Annotated in this window: 16 protein-coding genes; 6 read left to right on the forward strand and 10 right to left on the reverse strand. The window is 55.4% G+C overall.

The annotated features are described in order from the left end of the window. Window positions 1-8 precede the first annotated feature (8 nt). Window positions 9-758 carry an AraC family transcriptional regulator gene (locus tag DFK18_RS04590; RefSeq protein WP_114417032.1) on the forward strand — a complete coding sequence of 250 codons (750 nt, stop codon included), beginning with the start codon at window positions 9-11 and terminating at the stop codon, window positions 756-758. Between the two features lie 199 nt (window positions 759-957). Beyond that, a complete protein-coding gene (locus DFK18_RS04595; protein WP_245944331.1) occupies window positions 958-1,389 on the forward strand; it encodes a c-type cytochrome in 432 nt (143 codons plus the stop codon). Between the two features lie 59 nt (window positions 1,390-1,448). On the opposite strand, the gene rep is transcribed toward DFK18_RS04595, so the two are convergent. From rep to DFK18_RS04625, 6 genes are all read right to left on the reverse strand, one after another. Then, window positions 1,449-3,485, reverse strand: a complete 2,037-nt coding sequence (gene rep / locus DFK18_RS04600) for a DNA helicase Rep (protein WP_114417033.1) — start codon at window positions 3,483-3,485, stop codon at window positions 1,449-1,451. A gap of 60 nt (window positions 3,486-3,545) precedes the next feature. Beyond that, window positions 3,546-4,031: a tRNA (uridine(34)/cytosine(34)/5-carboxymethylaminomethyluridine(34)-2'-O)-methyltransferase TrmL gene (trmL, locus tag DFK18_RS04605; protein WP_114417034.1), complete on the reverse strand. Its 486-nt coding sequence runs from the start codon at window positions 4,029-4,031 to the stop codon at window positions 3,546-3,548. Window positions 4,032-4,104: 73 nt separating this feature from the next. Continuing rightward, window positions 4,105-5,544, reverse strand: a complete 1,440-nt coding sequence (gene ntrC / locus DFK18_RS04610; protein WP_114417035.1) for a nitrogen regulation protein NR(I) — start codon at window positions 5,542-5,544, stop codon at window positions 4,105-4,107. Further along, complete coding sequence (glnL, locus tag DFK18_RS04615) at window positions 5,541-6,650, reverse strand: nitrogen regulation protein NR(II) (RefSeq protein ID WP_114417036.1); 1,110 nt, start codon at window positions 6,648-6,650, stop codon at window positions 5,541-5,543. Before glnL ends, ntrC begins: the two co-directional genes overlap by 4 nt. 204 nt (window positions 6,651-6,854) lie before the next feature. Then, on the reverse strand, window positions 6,855-8,495 hold the full coding sequence (locus DFK18_RS04620) for an ATP-binding protein (RefSeq protein WP_114417037.1): 1,641 nt from the start codon (window positions 8,493-8,495) through the stop codon (window positions 6,855-6,857). Between the two features lie 3 nt (window positions 8,496-8,498). Continuing rightward, window positions 8,499-9,221 (reverse strand): response regulator, encoded by a 723-nt coding sequence (locus tag DFK18_RS04625; RefSeq protein ID WP_114417038.1) that lies wholly within the window; start codon window positions 9,219-9,221, stop codon window positions 8,499-8,501. 350 nt (window positions 9,222-9,571) lie between these two features. Here DFK18_RS04625 and DFK18_RS04630 point away from each other — a divergent pair, with 350 nt between their 5' ends. The 4 genes from DFK18_RS04630 (at window position 9,572) to DFK18_RS04645 (ending at window position 15,530) form a co-directional block, all read left to right on the forward strand. Next, window positions 9,572-12,481: a ribonucleoside-diphosphate reductase subunit alpha gene (locus DFK18_RS04630; protein ID WP_114417039.1), complete on the forward strand. Its 2,910-nt coding sequence runs from the start codon at window positions 9,572-9,574 to the stop codon at window positions 12,479-12,481. Window positions 12,482-12,509: 28 nt separating this feature from the next. After that, on the forward strand, window positions 12,510-13,763 hold the full coding sequence (locus DFK18_RS04635) for a ribonucleotide-diphosphate reductase subunit beta (protein WP_114417040.1): 1,254 nt from the start codon (window positions 12,510-12,512) through the stop codon (window positions 13,761-13,763). Between the two features lie 342 nt (window positions 13,764-14,105). Continuing rightward, window positions 14,106-14,819 carry an SH3 domain-containing protein gene (locus tag DFK18_RS04640; RefSeq protein WP_162299687.1) on the forward strand — a complete coding sequence of 238 codons (714 nt, stop codon included), beginning with the start codon at window positions 14,106-14,108 and terminating at the stop codon, window positions 14,817-14,819. 75 nt (window positions 14,820-14,894) lie between these two features. Continuing rightward, window positions 14,895-15,530 (forward strand): flavin reductase family protein, encoded by a 636-nt coding sequence (locus tag DFK18_RS04645; RefSeq protein ID WP_114417042.1) that lies wholly within the window; start codon window positions 14,895-14,897, stop codon window positions 15,528-15,530. Window positions 15,531-15,536: 6 nt separating this feature from the next. Here the strand turns inward: DFK18_RS04645 and DFK18_RS04650 are convergent, their stop codons facing one another. From DFK18_RS04650 to uca, 4 genes are all read right to left on the reverse strand, one after another. After that, entirely contained in the window at window positions 15,537-15,848 is a 312-nt protein-coding gene (locus DFK18_RS04650; RefSeq protein WP_114417043.1) for a CAP domain-containing protein, read from the reverse strand. Beyond that, window positions 15,842-16,048 carry a hypothetical protein gene (locus DFK18_RS04655; RefSeq protein ID WP_114417044.1) on the reverse strand — a complete coding sequence of 69 codons (207 nt, stop codon included), beginning with the start codon at window positions 16,046-16,048 and terminating at the stop codon, window positions 15,842-15,844. The genes DFK18_RS04650 and DFK18_RS04655 overlap by 7 nt, the downstream gene beginning before the upstream one ends. A 111-nt stretch (window positions 16,049-16,159) precedes the next feature. After that, window positions 16,160-17,974 carry an allophanate hydrolase gene (gene atzF, locus DFK18_RS04660; RefSeq protein WP_114417045.1) on the reverse strand — a complete coding sequence of 605 codons (1,815 nt, stop codon included), beginning with the start codon at window positions 17,972-17,974 and terminating at the stop codon, window positions 16,160-16,162. Then, a complete protein-coding gene (gene uca / locus DFK18_RS04665) occupies window positions 17,971-21,585 on the reverse strand; it encodes an urea carboxylase (RefSeq protein ID WP_114417046.1) in 3,615 nt (1,204 codons plus the stop codon). The genes atzF and uca overlap by 4 nt, the downstream gene beginning before the upstream one ends. Between the last annotated feature and the right edge of the window lie 35 nt (window positions 21,586-21,620).

Below are 21,620 nucleotides of genomic sequence, written 5' to 3' on the forward strand. Positions count from 1 at the left end.
TAAAAAACATGCAAGCCCGAATACGCAGTTTTCCCTTGCCGACCCGTTGTCTGCATCATGACCATGATTACCATCAGCTGGTCATTGCGCTTTCCGGAAGTGCCGAATTTGAGATTGCCGGCTACGGTGGACGGGTGGATGCCATGCACGGCTGCCTGGTTCCCGCCGGAGAGATTCATTTCTATGAAGGCTTGGGCAAAAATCACCATGTCGTCATGGATTTCCCCCTGCATACCGCCCAGCAGGAATTGGAAAGACTGTTTGACCGCCCCCGCTATTTCACGGCGGATGCCAGCTTGCGCCTCTTGTTGGGTTTTCTGGAAAAGGAGCAGCGTCTTTGGGAGGAATCCCGGGATGCCGTGGAAGGCATGTCCAAGGTGTTTTTGGGCAGCTTGTATCAGCGTCTTTTCGAACAACCCAAGGCCTTGCCGGCTCCTAAGGGACGCCTGGATCTAGTCAGTCTGGAAGTCTATATCCAGCAGCATCTGGCTGAACCCCTGCCGGTTGCCCGTCTGGCCGAGGTGGCCTGCGTCAGTCCGGGACATTTTCATGCCCTTTTTCGCGAGGCAACAGGCACCACGCCTGCCCAGTATTTGACTCAGGCTCGTCTGGAAAGAGCCCAGGATCTGCTCAGGGAAACCCGCTTGTCCATGTCGGTGATTGCCGAGGAAGTCGGGTTTGCCAGCCAAAGCTCCCTGGCTCATGCCTTTCAACGTTATTACGGCAAAACCCCGGGTGAAATACGCAATTTGCACTGATTTTTCCGGCCCGGCTTTGCGGTAAATAGTCACAGCCTGCCTAAGGTATTAGTACAAATGGTTACGCAGCCTGGCTTTCTTGGGTATAATTCCACTACCAATTTTCAGTTATGAAGTAAAAACAAACAGGCTGTGCTCGGCAAAGGCTTGCGAGCCGTATCCGGTTGGCCTGAAATCCAGACTACTAGAGGTGGTGAGAGTGAAACAAAGAATTCAGGTTACCCGCATTCTGGCGGCGGCAGTTTTTGGTTTGGGTGCTTTGCTGGCCCTGCAGGCTCAGGCAACCACAGGCTCTGCTGAAGAAATTGCTGAGCGTCTGAAGCCAGCCGGTGAACTCTGCCTGGAAGGCATGGATTGTGGCGGTGCCGCTGTTGCTGAGGCTTCCGGTCCTGCTCGCTCCGGTGATGAAGTCTATTCCGCTGTTTGTGCTGCCTGTCATGACACTGGCGCTGCAGGTGCTCCCAAGAAGGGTGATGCTGCGGCCTGGTCTGATCGCCTGAACAAGTCCATGGATGAGCTGGCTTCCAGTGTTATCAATGGCCTGGGTGCCATGCCTCCCCGCGGTGGCAGCAACGCTTCCGATGAAGAAATCATGAATGCGGTTGAATTCCTGGTTGAAGCCAGCCAGTAAGTTGATCGCCCCTAAAAAAACCCTGGTGCTTTGGCCCAGGGTTTTTTTGTGCCTGCTCGTCAGTTTTTCAGCAGTTCACGCAGGGCACTGGCGCGGCTTTGGTTTCTCTGCCGCTTGTCTTCTGCCGATTCCTTGGGGCTGCCTTTCTTTCCGTGCCAGTCCAGGTCATCTTCGGGCAGTTCATCGAGAAAACGGCTGGGCGTGGAATTGAGCAATTCGCCGTAGGTTTTACGCTGGCGAGCCAGGGTGAGGGTCAGTTTTTCCTGGGCCCGGGTAATGCCGACATAAGCCAGGCGTCTTTCTTCTTCGATGGTGTCTGCTTCGATGGAATTACGATGCGGCAGCAGTTCTTCTTCCATGCCCATCAAAAAGACCTGGGGAAACTCCAGACCCTTGGAAGCATGCAGGGTTAAAAGCTGAACCTTGTCCGAATCGTCTTCCTCTTCCTGTTGCTCCAGCAAATCCCTTAACACCAGACGTGCGATGGCCTCCTTGATGGTGGCATCCGGGTTGTCTTCCTGCATCCGCTTGAGGGTTTCGGCCAGGGACTCCAGCAACGTCCAGATATTGGCATAGCGGCGTTCGGCGACAGTGGGTGAGCTGGCATTCTGGTAGAGCCAGGCTTCGTAATCCATGTCACGGATCATTTCGCTGATGGCTGCGATGGGGTCATCGGTTTCACAGCGGCGGATAATGCCGTCCAGCCAGTGAGTAAAACGACGCAGGCGCTCGACCTGGCGTTCGTTGAGGTATTGTTCCAGCCCCATTTCATGGCAGGCAGCAAAGAGGCTGGTTTCACGATCCTTGGCATAAAGAGCGAGTTTTTCCAGGATGGCTGGCCCGATTTCCCGGCGGGGGATGTTGATGATGCGCAAGAAGGCATTGTCATCGGCCGGATTAATCAGCAGGCGCAGATAGGCCATGATGTCCTTGATTTCATTGCGCGCAAAAAAGCTGGTGCCACCGCTGATTTTGTAGGGGATCTGCAGGGCCTGGAGCTTGATTTCAACAATGCGTGCCTGGAAATTGCCGCGATAGAGGATGGCAAAATCCTTCCAGTGGCGGTTTTCCTTGAGCTTGCGAGTCATGATTTCACCGGCAATACGCTCGGCTTCGGCATCTTCGCTGGCACATTCGATAATTTGAATGGGGTCGCCAAAACCCAGCTGACTCCAAAGGCTTTTTTCGTGCAGATGGGGATTATTGGCGATCAGCTGGTTGGCGACCTTGAGAATACGACCGGTGGAACGGTAATTTTGTTCCAGTTTGATGATCTTCAGGTTGGCAAAATCCTGACTCAGCTGATTGAGGTTTTCCGGGCGGGCACCTCGCCAAGCATAGATGGACTGGTCGTCATCGCCCACCACGGTAAAGGTTTTGCGCAGGTCCGTCAGGTATTTAACCAGCCGGTACTGGCTGATATTGGTGTCCTGGTATTCATCCACCAGCAGGTAGTGCAGACGCTGTTGCCATTTTTCCAGCACCTCGGGATGTTGCTGGAAAAGAAGTACAGGCAGGCGGATCAGGTCATCAAAATCAACAGCGTTGTAGGCCCGCAGGTGGCGGTTATAGCTTTCATACACCTGGGCAGCCAGCTGTTCGGATTCATCTTCGGCATGCGAGAGGGCAACACCGGGTTCCAGCAGGTCGTTTTTCCAGTTGGAAATCAAATGCTGGACCTGGTTGATCACCTCCGCATCAACCTGGGCATCCTTGTGCATCAGGTCACGCAGCAAGGCCTTGGTATCTTCACTGTCAAACAGGGAAAAACCGCTTTTATAACCCAGGTGTTTGACCTCTTTGCGAATAATATCCAGACCCAGGGAATGGAAGGTCGAGACGGTTAGCCCCTTGGCTTCTTCACGACTGAGCATGCGCCCGACCCTTTCACGCATTTCCCGGGCGGCCTTATTGGTGAAGGTGACTGCACAGATATTGCGCGCGGCCATGCCCTGATTGCGAATCAGATAGGCAATCTTGGTGGTAATGACGCTGGTTTTACCGGAACCGGCACCGGCAAGCACCAGTAAGGGGCTGGTGACCTGCTGGACAGCTTCTAGCTGGCGCTCGTTAAGTCGGGAAAGAAGGGATTTCATCAGAATCGCTACTGGCTGCAAAAAAACAATTCTAGCAGGCTGATCGGTCGGGTGTCCTGTTTACTGGTTGGGGCTGGCCGTCAGCTGGGCACCCTTGAAGTCGAGTTGCCGCCAGGCTTCATAGACGATCAGGGCTGCTGCATTGGATAGATTGAGGCTGCGACTCCCGGGCAGCATGGGGATACGGATTTTTTGTTCACCTGGCAGGGTGTCGAGAAGACTGGCAGGGAGTCCGCGAGTTTCCGGGCCAAACAGGAGGAGGTCATCGTCACGGTATTCAATCTGGTGGTAAGGCTGACTGCCCTTGGTGGTCAGGGCCAGAAGGCGTCCGGGCTGCACACTGTCGAGCAGATCCTCCATGCTGGTGTGCAGGGTGATGCTGGCCCATTCGTGGTAATCCAATCCGGCGCGGCGTAAACGCTTGTCATCCAGAACAAAACCCAGGGGTTCGATCAGATGCAGGCGAAAGCCGGTATTGGCGGCCAGACGGATGATGTTACCCGTGTTGGGCGGAATTTCGGGTTGGTAAAGTGCTATATCCGGCATGGAGAACTCCTCTGTGCCAGCCGATTATAGCACCTTCCCGTGATCGAGCCCTGCTTGCAAGTAGAAGCCCCGCCTAGTGTTCCTCATCATCCTGGGCGCTCTTGATACCCAGTTCCTTCAGCTTGCGGGTCAGGGTGTTACGGCCCCAGCCCAGCAGCTCGGCCGCATCCCGCTTACGCCCGCCGGTGTGCTTGAGGGCAGCATGAATCATGATGCTTTCAAAGGCCGGAATGGCTTTTTCCAGTAGATTGCTTTCCCCGCGCATCAGTGCCTGTTCGGCCCAGTATTTGAGCGAGGCTTCCCAGTCACTGGCAATGCGGTTGGGTGTTTTTGCCAGCAGTTCCGGTGGCAGGTCTTCCACCAGGACTTCACGCCCGGAGGCCATGACGGTCAGCCAGCGACAGGTGTTTTGTAGCTGGCGCACGTTACCGGGCCAATCCAGCCGACACATGTAGTCGATGGTTTCCTGCTTGAGAAGCTTGGTTTCGGTATTGAGTTCACTGGCTGCTGCGGCCAGGAAATGCTTGGCCAGACGGGGTATGTCTTCGCGCCTGTCTTTCAGTGAAGGCAGGTGAACGCGGATGACATTCAGACGGTGGAAAAGGTCTTCACGAAAACCACCGGCCTCCACCAGACGTTCCAGATCCTGGTGGGTAGCGGCGATGATGCGCACATCCACCTTGACTGCGGTGTGACCGCCCACCCGGTAGAACTCGCCATCGGCCAGCACACGCAGAAGGCGCGTCTGGGTTTCAGCAGGCATATCCCCGATTTCATCCAGAAAGAGGGTGCCACCATTGGCCTGTTCAAAGCGCCCCTGGCGTTGAGCCGTGGCCCCGGTGAAGGCACCTTTTTCGTGGCCGAAAAGTTCCGACTCAATCAGATCCTTGGGAATGGCCGCCATATTTAGGGCGATAAAAGGATGGCGTGAGCGCGGGCTGTGTTGATGCAGGGCCTGGGCCACTAGCTCTTTACCGGTACCGGATTCACCGTTGATCAGAACGGTAATCGTGGAATGAGAAAGACGCCCGATTGCCCGGAATACCTCCTGCATGGCGGGAGCTTCACCAATGATCTCGGTGTTTTCCTGGGTTTGCGGGCTGGTATTGCTGTTCTGCTCCGATTTGGCTTTTTGCTCCTCGGCATGAGTCAGGGCTCTTTGCACCAGAGAAACGGCTTCATCGACATCAAAAGGCTTGGGCAGATACTCGAAAGCACCCCCCTGGTAGGAAGCCACGGCACTTTCCAGGTCGGAATGGGCGGTCATGATGATCACCGGCAGAGCGGGATAGAGTTCGCCGACTTGTTTGAGCAGGTCGAGGCCATCGGTTCCCGGCATACGGATGTCGGTAATCAGTACATCCGGAGCCTGGCGGACCAGTTGCCTTAAAGCCGTATCCGCACGATCAAAGGTAGTGACCTGGATGCTGGCCTGCTCCAGTGCTTTTTCCAGTACCCAGCGAATGGAGCGGTCGTCGTCGATGACCCAAACATGACCCTTGGTGATACTCATGAGCTAGCTCCTGTTTCAGGTGTCGCTTCTGGCGGAGGCCCGGCATCCAGGGGCAGCAGAAGAACAAATTCAGTGTGTCCCGGGCGGCTGGTGCATTCGATCAATCCCTGGTGTTTTTGCAGGGCCGCCTGGGCGATGGTCAGCCCCAGGCCGGTGCCTTCGGCACGACCACTGACCATGGGATAAAAGATATTTTCCAGCATGCCTTCGGGTATGCCCGGGCCGTTGTCGATAATCTTGACCTGGCAAACCAGGCGATGGCGCTCGGCACCCAGAGTGAACTGGCGCTTGGCCCGGCTTTGTAGTTGGATGCGGCCGTTGGACTGGCCGGATTCAATCAGGGCTTGCATGGAATTGCGTACCACATTAAGTACCGCCTGGATCAGTTGCTCCTTGTCACCCAGAAATTCCGGCAGACTGGGATCATAGTCGCGAACCAGCTTGATCTGCTCGCCAAACTCGGCCTGGGCCAGAGTGTAGACCCTTTCCAGCACTTCATGGATATTGAGCATTTCCAGGCTCGGCAGGTGTCTGGGGCCGAGCATGCGATCCACCAGATTTCTCAGGCGGTCGGCTTCATTGATAATGACCTGGGTGTAATCCTTCAGGTCCTGGTTGGGCAGAGTGCGTTCCAGTAATTGCGCTGCACCACGAATACCGCCCAGTGGATTCTTGATTTCATGGGCCATGCCGCGCACCAGCGCACGGACGGTTTCCTGCTTGTTAACCAACTCTTCTTCACGGGAAATACGCAGCTGACGATCACGGGGAAAAACTTCCAGGATGACCTGGGTATTGATCAGTTCAGCGATGGGGGATGCCGTGTAATCCACGGTGATGGTTTCGCCGTTATGAAGCTGAAAGAGGGCTTCACGCTTGGTGTAAGGATGGCCGGTGTCGGCGGCGTGAACCAGGGTATCCAGACCGGAATCAGGTTCCTGGAAAAGCTGGGTGATGGGTTGATTGCGAAATCGAGTCAAACTGGCTGCCAGGAGCATCTCCGCTGCAGGATTCATGTAGATTAGCTGCAAATCCTGCTCCAGTAGCAGGACTGCAGTGGTCAGATTCTCGAGCAGATGGCGTGGCAATTCCGGAGCCGAATTCATGCTGGTCTCAAATGGCTAGTCTCTGAAAAAGGGCGTCTTGGCAGTTTTGGGCAAACTTAATGCAAAAGTCGCACCAACATGGTTAATTCCTGTTGGTCCAGCAGGCTTGGGGAAATTCACCCTCTTCTAACCGTCAGCTTTAGAGAAAGTATTGCACTATAAGTGTGCTTTTTTCCAGTCGAGGCTCTTTTGTGGTGCGTCTGTCTATTGGGGAGGGATATCCAGAGGTGGCAGGTTTTCAGCCTGGGATTTGGGGAAGATTAGACTGAAGCGTGCCCCGCCAAGGTGAGGGCTGCGATCGACCAGTGCACTGCCGCGGTGCCAATAGATGATCCGCTGCACAATCGAAAGCCCCAAACCATAGCCGCCCGAGCTACGGGTACGACTGTCGTCCAGGCGAGAAAAGGGCATGAAGACACGTTGCCAGTCTTCTTCAGGGATGCCGGCGCCGTCATCTTCGACATCCACGCGCAGATTGTCAGCCTCCAGATGGCAGGTGATATGGATGCGTGCCTGGGCATAGCGAACGGCATTACCCACCAGGTTCTGAATAGCGCGTTGAAAATAGCGGCCTTCCAGATCTGCTTCAGTGGTGAAGTGGCCGGGGTTTTCGATCAAAAGCTGCAGTTCCATATCGGGATTAACCCGCTGAAAACCGGAGATGACATCTTCCAGCAAGCCTTCCACGTCCTGATTGACAAACTGCAGTTGAAGCTTTTCCTGGCCGAGGCGGGCATAGGTCAGAATTTCATCAATCAGGGTGTCCAGCTCATCAATATCCTTGTCGATCCCCTGAACCTGACGAACCAGTTCCTGATGCGGGCGCTCCTCTTCGCTCAGGTCTTCAATCATCTGCAGGCCGAAACGAATTCGGGCGACCGGTGTTCTCAGTTCATGGGAAACCGCATGAATCATTTCCTGCTGGGTTCTCAGCAGGCGCTGGATCTGCTCGGCCATGTGGTTGAAGGCGGCAGCGAGCTTGCCAATAAAATCCTTTTCCTGCTCGGCAACCCGGGCCTTGAGATTGCCTGCGGCGAGTTGACTGGAGGCTCTTTCCAAAGATCTCAGGCGTTCGCCCAAGCCATGCAGGAACCACCAGATACTCATGGCCAGAATAGCAAAGGAAGCCAGGAAAATACCGCCGAGTAGCGGGAAGGGGTAGGGATTGAAAAATTCTACAGGTCCTAGTTTCAACCAGTGGTTTTCATTCAATTGGATGTAGCCGACCAGGCTGGCAGGATTTTCCTGGTACCAGGTCACCAGCTGTCCAGGCGCAGAAGTTTGTTGCTGCAGGTCGGGGGCTTCAATAAAAGGGGTGTCGATAGGCTGCAAAGGATAGGCGTAGAGGGATTGGTAATCCTGCAGTAGTTGGAAGTCACTGTCTTCCTTCAGGCGGTGATACCAGAGGCGTGCAGTGGCTCTCAGTTGCTGTTCAGTCAGCTGCTGGAAATCAGTGGTGAGTAGCCAGCCTTGGTTGCGGGTAGGGTAGTAAACCCTGAGATCGCCATTTTGCTGTTCTTGCAGTAGAAGGCGCCTTTCATTCAGGCGTTTTTTTTGCAGTCCACTCAGTTCCAGTGTGTTTTCACGAACGAGCTGAAGGTCCAGCCCTGTTTCCTGGCGTAATTGTTGAAGCCAGTGATCACGTGACTGGGGGGTGTTGAATTGCTCTTGAGTCAGACTGGCAAAAAGGCCGCTTAAGAGGTTTTCCTGATGAGCTTCCAGGCGCACCTGATTGGCCAGGGTGACCAGCAGCGTACCCAGAAGCAGGATGCTGATCAGGGCAGCAAATACACCCAGATAAACCCTGAGAAAGATATTATCCAGGCGTCGGCGAAACAGGCGCAAGGTTTAGACTTCCTTGACGAAAAGATAGCCTTTACTACGAACCGTCTTGATGCGGCGAGGGTGCATGGGGTCATCCCCGACCTTGGGACGGATACGGGAAACCCGCACATCAATCGAGCGGTCCTGGCCGTCGTATTCGATGCCGCGCAGCGCAGTGAAGATTTCTTCACGGGTCAGTACGCGACCGGCATTGGATGCCAGCAGCCAGAGAAGATCAAACTCGGCACTGGTCAGATCAATGCTCTCGTCTTTCAACCAGGCTTCGCGCATGGCGCTATCAATGACCAGATCACCAAATTCCAGGCGTGAAGCTTCTGGTTCCTGGGTTTCCAGTTGGGCTGTCGGCTGGGTTTCGGTGCGTCTCAGCAAGGCACGGATACGGGCAAGAAGAACCCGGGGGCGGACGGGTTTGGCGACATAGTCATCCGCTCCCATTTCCAGACCCAGTACCTGATCCATGTCATCAGTACGGGCGGTCAGCATCAGGATGGGGACTTCGTTGTTCATCTTGACCTTGCGGCAGATGCTTAAGCCGTCTTCGCCGGGAAGCATGACATCGAGAATAACCAGGTCGGGATTCTCGTTGGCAATTCGTTCGGCAGCATTGGAACCATCGCTTTCAACACTGATCTGAAAGCCGTTGCCTTCAAGATATTCTTTCGTCAGCGATGCCAGGCGGGCATCATCTTCAACAATTAGAATGCGGGGCGATAGGTTTGCGTCCACTGTTTGCTCTCTCACTTATAGTTCCCAGTTGGCGTTCTGATTAGCATCATACCTTAATCGACGCCGGTTGAAAGACCTGGATCATAATTGCTGCCAGGTGAAAGGCCATAGGCGATGATTTTGCTCAATGATCTACCTAAAACTTAATACAAAAATTTCATTAAGACAAAAAAGCTAAACTTCTTCGGGCCTTGAAGCCAAAAAATCGGCTGCAGGATTTGTTGCACATTTTGTCCACAGGATACCCACTTGCAGAAGCGGCAAAACAACACTATCTTGTGCTTCGTTTTCAAAGAGGCCCTATATATAGGGTTTTTATAGGGTTATTCATCGACAGAGACCAAGGCAGAATGAGCACTGAAACGAGCGATTATCAAGCGGCAACAGCCGAGGATGCGACCGCGAGCGATCTACAAAAAACCGCGCCCGGTAAGCTGAGGGTTATCAAACGCAATGGCGAACTGGCCGGTTTCGATGCCAGCAAAATATCGGTTGCCATGCGCAAGGCCTATATTGCAGTGGAAGGTGAAAGTGCCGATGCATCCAGCCGTATGCGGGATCTGGTGGACAAGCTGACCCAGCAGATCATGGAAACCTTCATGCGCCGCATGCCAGAAGGCGGCACCCTGCATATTGAAGATATTCAGGATCAGGTCGAGCTGGCCCTGATGCGCTCCGGTGAACAAAAAGTGGCTCGTGCCTATGTGCTCTACCGGGAAGAACATGCCCGCCTGAGAGCGGCGCAGCAAGAAGGTATTGTAAAGCCTCACCCCACGATCAGTGTTGAACACCCTGATGGCCAGCGTCGCCCCCTGGATCTGGGTCGCATTGAAATGCTGGTTCAGGAAGCCTGCACCGGTCTGCAGCAGGTCGATGCCAAGAAGATTGTCGAAGACTCGGTCAAAAACCTTTATGACGGGGTGCCCGTGGATGGTGTTTCCACTGCCCTGATGATGACCGCCCGTACCCTGGTGGAAAAAGAACCTGACTACACCTACGTCACCGCGCGTCTGTTGCTGGACAACCTGCGCCGGGAAGCTCTGTCCTTTTTGGGCGTGGCTGAAGAAGCTTCTCAGGAAGACATGAAGCGTTTCTATCCGGAAGCCTTCAAGGTTTACATTGAAAAAGGCATTGAGTTCGAACAGCTGGACCCGCGTCTGGCGGAATTTGACCTGGACCGTCTGGGGCAGGCACTGAACCCTCAGGCCGACAACCAGTTTACCTATCTGGGCCTGCAAACCCTCTATGACCGCTACTTTATTCACCATGAAGAAGTTCGCTATGAATTGCCTCAGGTGATGTTCATGCGGGTGGCCATGGGTCTGGCTTTGAATGAAGACGACCGCGAAGGTGCAGCCATTGATTTCTACCAGCTGCTGTCCTCGTTTGACTATATGGCCTCCACACCGACCCTGTTTAATTCGGGTACGGTACGCAGCCAGCTTTCCAGCTGTTATCTGACCACGGTGCCGGATGATCTGGATGCTATCTATAACGCCATTCACGACAATGCCATGCTGTCCAAGTGGGCTGGCGGTCTGGGTAACGACTGGACGCCGATCCGCGCCATGGGTTCACGCATCAAGGGCACCAACGGCAAAAGCCAGGGTGTAGTTCCCTTCCTGAAGGTGGTCAATGATACGGCGGTTGCCGTTAACCAGGGCGGCAAGCGTAAGGGCGCTGTTTGTGCTTACCTGGAAACCTGGCACCTGGATATTGAAGAGTTTCTGGAGCTGCGCAAAAACACCGGTGATGACCGTCGCCGTACGCACGATATGAACTCGGCCAACTGGGTACCCGACCTGTTTATGCAGCGGGTATTTGAAGACCAGGAATGGACACTCTTCTCGCCCAACGATGTGCCCGAGCTGCACGATCTGTTTGGCGCTGCCTTCAAAGAAGCTTATGAAGCCTATGAAGACAAGACCCGTACTGGTGAAATCAAGCTGTTCAAACGCGTCAAGGCGGCCGATCTCTGGCGCAAGATGCTATCCATGCTGTTTGAAACAGGTCATCCCTGGATCACCTTCAAGGACCCTTGTAACCTGCGTTCACCCCAGCAGCATGCGGGTGTGGTTCACTCTTCCAACCTGTGCACGGAAATCACGCTGAACACCAGTGAAGATGAAATTGCCGTGTGCAACCTGGGTTCCATCAACCTGGTGCAGCATATTACCGATCAGGGCGAGCTGGATGTCGACAAGCTCAAGAAGAGTGTCCGGGTAGCGGTACGCATGCTGGATAACGTCGTAGATATCAATTACTACGCGGTTCCCCAGGCGCGTCGCTCCAACCTGCGTCACCGTCCTGTAGGACTGGGCATCATGGGCTTCCAGGATGCTCTCTATAAACAGGGGATTGCTTACTCCTCGGATGCCGGTGTGAACTTCGCTGACCGTTCCATGGAGCTGGTGAGCTACTTTGCTATCGAAGCCTCTTCAGATCTGGCGACGGAAAGAGGCAGCTACGAAACCTATCAAGGCTCCTTGTGGAGCCAGGGCATCCTGCCTTTGGATTCCATCGACAAGCTGCGTCAGGAGCGCGGTGATAAGTATCTGGAAATGGATACTTCCAGCACCCAAGACTGGGACGCCCTGCGTCAGAAGGTGATCAAGCAGGGAATGCGCAATTCCAATGTCATGGCCATTGCACCTACCGCGACAATTTCCAATATCTGCGGTGTTTCCCAGTCGATTGAGCCGACTTACCAGAACCTCTACGTTAAATCCAACCTCTCGGGCGAGTTCACGGTAGTGAACCCTTATATGGTGAAGGATCTAAAAGAAAGAGGGCTTTGGGATGAAGTGATGGTCAATGACCTGAAGTACTACGATGGTTCCCTGCAGCCCATCGAACGGGTGCCCGAAGATATCCGTCAGCGCTATGCCACGGCTTTTGAAGTGGAGCCAAAATGGCTGGTGGATGCTGCAGCCCGTCGACAAAAATGGATCGATCAGGCTCAGTCACTGAACCTCTATATCAAGGGGGTTTCCGGCAAGAAACTGGATATCACCTATCGCATGGCCTGGTTCCGGGGTCTTAAGACCACCTATTACCTGCGAGCGCTGGGTGCGACTTCGGTGGAAAAATCCACCGTGGATCGCGGCAACCTGAATGCCGTTTCTAGCGCAGCACCGACACCGGCCCCGGCGCCCCAGCCGGAACCACGTGGCCTGGATGACTTCCTGGAAGGGCGCAACGGCCAGTCGGTTCCACGGGGCGGCGATATTGATGATCTGGGCTGTGAAGCCTGCCAGTAAGAATTCGGATTAAGACGAGGTGGATGTCATGTTAAGTTGGGACGATTACGAAGAAGATACCGCAGTAGCAACAGAAAAGACTGCTGCACAACCTCAGCCAGCGGTGCAGCCTCAGGCTGAGGCTCCTGCTCCTGCCGTGGAAGAAGCGCCTGCTGAATCCCGGCAGTACCAGCCTCGTCCTCAGGGGGATCTGCACGCCCGCGCTGCCCAAGCAGTCAAGGATCTGGATGTTGCTGCCGGTCTGGAAGAGCTGGAAATGGGCGCCGCGCGGATTGAAGTTGATGACAAACAGATGATCAACGCCCGGGCTGACCTCAACCAGCTGGTGCCCTTCAAGTATGACTGGGCCTGGCAGAAGTACCTGGATGGCACGGCCAACCACTGGATGCCTCAGGAAGTTAACATGACGGCGGACATCGCCCTGTGGAAAAGTCAGGATGGCCTGACCGAAGACGAACGTCTGATCGTGATGCGTTCTCTGGGCTATTTCTCTACGGCTGATTCCCTGGTGGCCAATAATCTGGTGCTGGCGATCTATCGTCTGATCACCAACCCCGAGTGCCGTCAGTATCTGCTGCGCCAAGCCTTTGAAGAAGCCATCCACACCCATGCCTACCAGTATTGCGTGGAATCCCTGGGTATGGATGAAGGTGAAGTCTTCAACATGTACCGCGAAGTGCCTTCGGTGGCGGCCAAATCTGCTTGGAGTCTCAAGCACACCCAGGCCATTGCCCAGCCCACTTTCCAGACGGGCACACCGGAAACCGATCAGGAACTGCTGCGTAACATGATTGCCTTCTATGTGGTGACCGAAGGCGTTTTCTTCTATTGTGGCTTCTCCCAGATCCTGTCCATGGGCCGCCGCAACAAGATGACCGGCGTGGCTGAACAGTTCCAGTACATTCTGCGTGATGAATCCATGCACCTGAATTTCGGCATCGACATGATCAACCAGATCAAGATCGAGAACCCTCATCTGTGGACACCGGAATTTCAGGAAGAAGTCACCCAGATGATTCTGGAAGGGACCGAACTGGAAATCGCCTATGCACGTGACACCATGCCTCGTGGTGTTCTGGGCATGAATGCGGCGATCATGGAAGAGTATCTGCACTTTATCTGTAACCGTCGTCTGGCTCAGATCGGTCTGAAAGAACAATTCCCCGGCGCGACCAATCCTTTCCCCTGGATGTCGGAAATTATCGATCTGCGCAAAGAAAAGAACTTTTTTGAGACACGCGTCACCGAATATCAGGTGGGTGGTGCGTTAAGCTGGGACTAGCGTCCAGCAGGTTCTTGATTTGGAAAAGCCTGGCGTTTGCCAGGCTTTTTTTATGTCAGGCTGACGGGATTGCTGACTGGATGCCTGGGATAAAAAGTGGCTATTACAATACTTGTATAATAAATTGACCTAAGTATTTGCGGATTACTGGCTGCTATGGTTATCCTAGCAGTCTCTCTTCAGGGACAGACCAGAGGGTTAGACTTTCTAATAACCGATTCAATGGGGCAGAAACAGCCGGAAAAATAAGTAACTGGCACTTCTGCACAAGAATTAAGTGGGTGGACAGGATCAATGAATGGGAATCCAAGGCAGGCCGGTTTTTCTTTAGCTGGCCAAATTTTGTATAAGTGCAGTCGCCAGCTGGCGCTGGTACATCTACTGCTGGCTATGGCTTTGTTTTCCCTGTCTTCCCCGGTTTTTGCTTCCAATGTCTGGATGGTGGCCGTCCCTGTCGCTAATGTCCGTGCCGCTCCCCAGGGTGATGCGGCTCTGGTGACCCAACTGCCCCGCGGCGAAAAGGTAACCCTGGTCGGTCGTCAAGGTGTCTGGTTGCAGGTTGAGTTGCCGGATAATCAGCTAGCCTGGATGCACCAGGTTACTGTCACCCAGGCTGTGGATTTCTTTGGCCTTTCCCTGCAAAACGCGGAAAGAAGCGAACTGCGCGAAGCCATCAAGGCTGCCGGTGTCGAAGTGGTTAGAGAAGTCAGCGCCTACCCCTATGATCTTTACAACCCTGCACCCTGGTGGACCGGAGCAACAGAAATGGCTGTAGGCTATACGCCCGAAGACCAGATGTTTGCCATTGCCGAGATTACTTTCCGCTCCCAGGATGACACTGAGCAGGTTCGGGAAATCGCCGAACAGGTGCAGGACGACCTGGGCGACTGGGATAGTGTGAGCGGTCGTCGCGCAGAAGGGCCGGTGGAATTTGAATGGCAACAGGGCGGGGTTCGCGTCCTGGTTCATCGCGGCTGGCCGGATACCACCACCTACCTGACCTACGAAATCCCCGAGCGCTTTGCTCGCTTGCAGGCTGCCTTGCAATCCCGCTGAGCTGCTGTGTCGCCAGCTTGGGGGGAAAGTTTGCAAGGCCGAAACCTGCCTTTTTGATGCCGACGAGGAGCTATTGTGGAAATTGAACTCTCACCTCTGAAGCCCAATACCCGCTATCATCTGATGACCCAGACCATCATCCCCCGCCCGATTGCTTGGGTATTGACGGCCAACGCCGGGTCCACCAGTGAAGAGCCTTCCTACAACCTGGCTCCTTTTTCCTTTTTTAATGCCCTCTGTTCCGATCCCCCTCTGGTAATGCTCTCGATCGGTAAAAAGGCAGCGGAAGAACCCAAGGATACCCGTCACAATATTCTTGAAGGTCAGGAGTTTGTCATACACCTGCCCAGTGTTTCTCAAGCCGAAGCGGTGACAGCCAGCGCCGCTACGCTGGATTATGGGGAGAGTGAACTGAATCTTTTAGAAGGCCAAAAGCTGGTGGATTTTCCCGGTTGCCCTCTGCCACGTCTGGCCGATGTTCCTGTTGCATTTCATGCCCGTTTTTACGAAGTCCACTACCTGGGACCAGCCAAACAGGCGATTATCTATGCTGAGCTGCTGCGAATGCATGTGGAAGATGATGCCATTCAAGAAGATCAGGACAAGGGGCGCTACCTGATCGACCCCGAGAAAATCAATCCCCTGGCGCGCCTGGGCGGTGCCAGCTATGCCGGTCTGACTACCAGCTTTAGCGTCAAAAGGCCCTCTTGATCTGACTCAGTTCAACGGCCGGGCCAGTTTGAGCGTCCAGTAGCCACTGCCATCCTCCTTGCGGCTGGCAGCAATCCCCATCTCAGTGACATCTCCAGCCAAGAGGTTGGCGCAGTGGCCATCGCTATCCATCCAGGCCTGAACCAGGGCTTCTTCACTGGCAAAATAGCCGCCACCCAGATTCTCCCTGGCGGCTTGCCATTGATAGCCTTCGCGGCTGATGCGCTGATCAAAACTGGAGCCATCCGACCCCTGGTGACTCAGGGTTGCATGAGCCCTTTGGTCATTGGAATGCTTTTGAGCTGCTGCAGTCAGCAAGGGGTCAAGGCTGAGGCGGGTTGCGGTTCAAAAGCTCCCCGGCTTCCACAATGACCGCCCTCCTGGCGCTTTTGATTGATACTGGCAACCAGGGTCGCTACTTCGTCAGGGCTTAGCGGGTTGGTTGAAGTCCCTGATGAAGCCGGACTGGCAGGAGTGAACAGGGATAAAATCACGAGAGCAAAAATTAATCTGAACATGTTTTTTCCTCGGGTCGTCAGCTCAGTTCATCCTTTTGTGGTCACCAAGTCAAGCAGCAAAGCCTGAAGCCTTGCTGCTGGTTGCCTCCTCGATTCGCAGGGTTTTGCTGGCTAGGTCTGACTCTGCATATAGGCTCGCCAGCCGCCGTATTCGGTAATGTCCGTAGCCTCTTCCAAGGCCTGGGGCTCGCAAATAAAGCCCTTCACCTGACGACCATCTTTCAGTGTCAGATTGCCGATGCCCAGGGGCGCAGGCACTTCCTCCACAAAAGCACCGAACAGAGCTTTGGGCAGATCCCAGACTTCTACCTGAATTGCGGCTCCCCCTTCATCAACCTTGACCAGACCGGGCTTGGGTGGTTGGGTGCCGGCCAGGGCATAAAGGCGGTATTCGGCGGATGTTTCCGTGGTTTCCACCAGACGGGCTGCCCGACTGCTTAACTGGAAGTTCAAAGGCATACCGGTCAGGTGAGCACCTACTACGGCCAGACGTACAGCCTCGGGGGCAACAGGTTTCAGCGCCTGAGGCTGAGCAGGGAAAGGCTGGCCGGTAGCCCCCAGGGGCAGGGCCAAATGGCTCTGCCAACGCTGACCAAATTCAGCCAGGGCAGTGTCCTGCCAGGCCGTGGATATCAGCGTGATCCCCAGCGGCAAACCATCTTCACGAAAGCCAGCGGGTAGCGCCAGAGCGCTGAGATCAGCCAGATTGGTGAAATTGGTGTAGGTGCCAAACTGACTGTTATACACCAGCGGTTCCTGCTGCATTTCTTCCAGGGTTCTTAGGGTGGGCGAGGTGGGCACGACCAGAGCATCCACCTGCTGCAGCTGCTGCTGAATTTGACGGCTTAACTGCTGGCGCCGGTACTCACCATCAAAGCACTCAACCGCGGAGATATTACGGCCCTGGGCGATGATGGTGTAAATGCTGGGGTCCAGCTTTTCCGGCTGATCCAGGAGTTCACCCAGGGCATGGGTTCTTTCTGCAACCCAGGGGCCCTGATAAAGAAGTGCTGCCAATTCACTGAAAGCAGAGAAATCAATTTCCACCAGATCGGCCAGTTTCTCCAACTCCTGACGAGCTTGGGCGAAGGCAGCCTGCATCTGTTGATCGCCAAAAAACTCCAGCTGGTCGGGGATGGCCAGGCGAGGGCGCGCAGGCAAGGCGACCGGGGTGGTTTGCGGATGGGCTCTGGACCAGGGATCCTGGGGGTCGGGTTGTTTGCCACCCGCCAGACGTGTGATCACCAGGGCATCCTCAACGGTGAGGGCAAAAACCGAGACACAATCCAGACTTCTGCAGGCGGGCACCACCCCGCGGGTTGAGAGCCAGCCACGGGTGGGTTTGAGTCCGACCAGGTTATTGAAGGCTGCTGGCACCCGGCCGGAACCGGCGGTATCCGTTCCCAGGGCAAAGGGAACCAGTCCACGGGCAACCACAGAAGCTGAACCGGAGCTGGAACCCCCGGAGACATAATCCGGATTAAAGCTATTGGGAACCGCACCATAGGGAGAACGGGTGCCCACCAGGCCGGTCGCGAACTGATCCAGATTGGTCTTGCCGATGACCAGGGCACCGGCCTGTTTCAGTTCAGCCACGACGGCGGCATCCTCTTCTGCTTCATAGGCAAACGCCGGACAGGCAGCGGTCGTGGGCCAGCCAGCCGCATCAATATTATCCTTGATGGCAAAGGGAACACCGAATAACGGCAGGGTCTCACCGGCAGCTTTTCTTTGTTCGATCGCTTGCCATTGCTGCTCCACAGCTTCTTCCGGCGCCAGATACAGCCAAGCCGGGTCGCTTGATTGCTGTTGTTCTTCGCGTAGGTAGCTCAACAGGTTTTGCACCCGCTCCAGCCCCTGGCCTTGCTGCTGGGCATTTTGCCAGTCCTGCAGGGTCCAGCCTCGGGTTGTCAGACTTTTAGTCATCTTGGCTCTCCTTGGTTTTCCAGGGGTTGCAGAATACTGGTGATCTGACCGGGGGAAACCCGGCTACCGGGCTGAACCCGGTGTTCCAGTAGAATTCCGGCTTCAGCAGCTATCACGGGAATCTCCATTTTCATGGATTCCAGAAGCATCAGGGTTTCCCCGGCCCGAACCTCGTCACCGGGTTGCTTCAAGAGTTCCCAGACACTGCCAGCAACAGGACTATCGGCCAGCAGGCTGCCTTCCGGCCAGTCTTCCTCCTGCGTGGGTGGTTCGGCTTCTTCTTCGGCAAAGTTGAACTGGCCATCGGCATGCCAGCGGGCCAGTTCTTCATCAAAGGCCTGCTGCCTTTTTTGGGTAAAGGCCTGGATGCCCGTTGCTTCTTGTTCCAGGAAGGCCTGGTAATCTGCCAGGCTGAAAGAACCCTCTTCGATCTTCAGTGGGTAGCGCCCCTGGGGAAAATCCTTGCGGATCTGTTGCAGTTCATCATGGCTGACTTCATAAAAGCGCAGCTGGTCGAAAAAGCGCAGCAGCCAGGGCTGGCTGAATTCGCGTGTCTGGCGATAGCGGTTCCACATCTGCAGGGTACGACCAACAAATTGATAGCCGCCGGGTCCTTCCATGCCGTAGACACAGAGGTAGGAACCACCGATGCCTACGGAGTTTTCCGCCGTCCAGGTGCGTGCCGGGTTGTATTTGGTAGTGACCAGACGATGTCTGGGGTCCAGCGGTGTGGAAAGCGGCGCGCCCAGGTAAACATCGCCCAGGCCCATGACCAGGTAGGAGGCCTCGAAAAGGATGCGTTTGACCTCGTCCAGGCTTTCCAGGCCGTTAATGCGGCGAATGAACTCCAGATTGCTCGGGCACCAGGGCGCATTCTTGCGCACCAGTTGACTGTATTTTTCGATGGCCAGCCGACAGGCTTCATCATCCCAGGAAAGAGGCAGCCAGACAGTGCGTGAAGGCACGGCCAGATGTTCCAGTTCGCTGGCCAGGCGTTTTTCCGTTAGACGCAGTTGTTCAAGCAGTTGCTCACGTGGCAGCACCAGAGGATCAAAATGGATCTGCAGGGAGCGCACGCCGGGGGTCAGCTCGCGAATACCCGGCAAGGCCGCTTGCTGCAGTGCTTGCATCAGTGCATGGGCACGAAAGCGCAGCCGCAAATCCAGCTCCTGCTCACCATATTCCACCAGCAGGAAGTGATCACCCGCTGCGCGCACCAGGATGCGATCACGGAATTCCTCGGCCGGGAATTCGGCCAGCAGGGGCGAAAGATCCTGGGTCTCTGACCAGTTGACTTCTTGAGGTTGCAACTGGGTGATGGCTGTCTTTTGCGCTTTTTCCAGTTGTTCAGCGGTTTCTAGGCTCACCGGTTGGAAACGCAGACGATCTCCGGCCCGCAACTGACCCAGCTTCCACAGATCCGCCGTGATCACCGTGGCGGGGCAGACAAAACCGCCCAGCGAGGGGCCATCCGGTCCCAGAATGACCGGCATATCGCCGGTAAAATCGATACTGCCATAGGCATAGGCATTATCGTGGATGTTGGAAGGATGCATGCCTGCCTCACCGCCATCGGGGCGGGCCCATTGGGGTTTGGGGCCGAGCAGACGAATGCCGGTGCGGCTGGAGTTGTAGTGAACCTCCCAGTCGCTGGCAAAAAAGGTCTGGATGTCCTCGTCGGTGAAATAATCCGGGGCACCATGAGGGCCGGAAATTACCCGGATGCGCCATTCGTGACCCACCTGGGGTCGCAGTGCTTCGGGCACCTTTTTTTCCGGTGGTTCTGCGCCTGGGTTTTTCAACCGCAAGACATCGCCGGTACGCAGGGCGCGGCCATTGTGGCCACCAAATTGGCCCAGCGTAAAGGTGCTGCTGGAGCCCAGGTACTCGGGGCAATCCAGGCCGCCAGCGACACACAGGTAGCTGCGACTGCCGGTTTCGATGCGGCCAATGCTGAGTCGATCCCCGGCCTGCAATTGGATGATTTCCCAGCAGGAGCGAGGCTGATCATTCACCAGAACCTCGACCTGGGCCCCGGTCACCGCGACGGCTAAGGCGGTGGAAACAGCCAGGGTTGGGCCCTGGAGGGTGATTTCCAGCCCGGTGGCTGTTTCCGGGTTGCCCAGAAGCCGGTTGCCCAGGCGGAAAGAGTAGTGGTCAAAAGGCCCGGAAGGGGGAACACCCACATCCCAATAACCCTGGCGGCCGGGATAATCCTGCAGAGTGGTCAGGGTTCCGGCCTGAAGCACATCCAGACGTTGGGGCTGGTAAGTAAACTCGTTCAGATAAGCGGTGGTGACCTGACCGGCTTGCAGGCAGGGGTCTTGCAGCAGGGCCTGCAGGTAGTCCAGATTGGTTTCCGTGCCGTAAAGACGTGTGGCTTGCAAGGCCTGAAGTAGCAAGGCCAGAGCCTGGTCACGATTCTCTCCCTTCTGGATCACCTTGGCCAACATGGGATCAAAAAGTGAGGGGATTTCCAGACCAGCTTCGATCCAGGTGTCGACCCTTAAACCTGGCTGGTGTGGAAAATGAACGTCACTCAAAAAACCGGGGCAGGGCTGAAAGTTACGCCAGGGATCTTCGGCATAAAGGCGAACCTGAAGGGCATGGCCCTGGGGGTTCAAGGCCTGACGACGTTGATCCAGTTGCAGATCTTCACCGGCAGCCAGGCGCAGCATCCATTCCACCAGATCTACGCCATAGACTTCTTCGGTGACGCCATGCTCCACCTGCAGGCGAGTGTTTACTTCCAGAAAATAAAAATCACCGCTCTGGGCATCGTAGATAAATTCCACGGTCCCGGCGTTGCGGTAGTTTACGGCCGCCAACAGTCGCTCTGCGGTTTCATGTAGCTGCTGGCGCTCAGCAGTTGTGAGGCCGGGTGCAGGACATTCCTCGACGACCTTCTGGTTGCGCCGCTGGCTGGAACAGTCTCTTTCACCCAGCGCCAGGGCCTGGCCCTGACCATCGCCAAATACCTGAACCTCAATATGGCGGGCAGCCTCTACAAATTTTTCCAGAAAAAGGCTGCCATCAGAGAAGTTATTGCTGCTCAGACGACGAACCCGGTCAAATGCCTTTTCCAGCTCCCCGGCGCTGCGGCAGACTTCCATCCCGATACCGCCGCCACCGGCTGTGGATTTCAGCATTACCGGGTAGCCAATCCGTTCGGCTTCCTGCAGGGCTGCAGCCGGGTCAGCTAAAAGTCCCGAACCGGGCAGGAGGGGGACCTGGGCCTTTTCGGCCAGGGCCCGAGCTTGGTGCTTGAGACCAAAATCAAGAATCTGCTGGGGCGTGGGCCCGATAAAGACGATACCGGCTGCTTCACAGGCCGCTACAAAATCAGCGTTTTCACTTAGAAAACCATAGCCCGGGTGGATGGCTTCTGCGCCTGCTTGCTGGGCGATTTGCAGCAGCTTGTCAGCATTAAGATAGGTGTCTGCAGCACTGGCGTCACCCAGTGACCAGGCTTCATCCGCCAGTTGTACATGCAGGCTGTCCCTGTCCTGCTCGTGATAGACAGCAACTGCCTGGATACCCAGTTTTTTAAAACTACGCAGTAGCCTGACCGCAATAGCGCCGCGGTTGGCAATCAAGACTTTGGAGAACATAAGAAAATCCTCTGCGCGGGTCGTCCCGGCCAGAA

It is taken from the genome of Marinospirillum perlucidum (assembly GCF_003336805.1).
Classification (GTDB): domain Bacteria; phylum Pseudomonadota; class Gammaproteobacteria; order Pseudomonadales; family Halomonadaceae; genus Marinospirillum; species Marinospirillum perlucidum.

Bases quoted from the DNA above. Each gene is read 5' to 3' on its own strand.
- DFK18_RS04635 (WP_114417040.1), top strand. From the start codon at position 12,510: ATGTTAAGTTGGGACGATTACGAAGAAGATACCGCAGTAGCAACAGAA.
- rep (WP_114417033.1), bottom strand. From the start codon at position 3,485: ATGAAATCCCTTCTTTCCCGACTTAACGAGCGCCAGCTAGAAGCTGTC.
- DFK18_RS04655 (WP_114417044.1), bottom strand. From the start codon at position 16,048: ATGTTCAGATTAATTTTTGCTCTCGTGATTTTATCCCTGTTCACTCCT.
- uca (WP_114417046.1), bottom strand. From the start codon at position 21,585: ATGTTCTCCAAAGTCTTGATTGCCAACCGCGGCGCTATTGCGGTCAGG.
- DFK18_RS04590 (WP_114417032.1), top strand. From the start codon at position 9: ATGCAAGCCCGAATACGCAGTTTTCCCTTGCCGACCCGTTGTCTGCAT.
- atzF (WP_114417045.1), bottom strand. From the start codon at position 17,974: ATGACTAAAAGTCTGACAACCCGAGGCTGGACCCTGCAGGACTGGCAA.
- DFK18_RS04630 (WP_114417039.1), top strand. From the start codon at position 9,572: ATGAGCACTGAAACGAGCGATTATCAAGCGGCAACAGCCGAGGATGCG.
- ntrC (WP_114417035.1), bottom strand. From the start codon at position 5,544: ATGAGTATCACCAAGGGTCATGTTTGGGTCATCGACGACGACCGCTCC.
- glnL (WP_114417036.1), bottom strand. From the start codon at position 6,650: ATGAATTCGGCTCCGGAATTGCCACGCCATCTGCTCGAGAATCTGACC.
- trmL (WP_114417034.1), bottom strand. From the start codon at position 4,031: ATGCCGGATATAGCACTTTACCAACCCGAAATTCCGCCCAACACGGGT.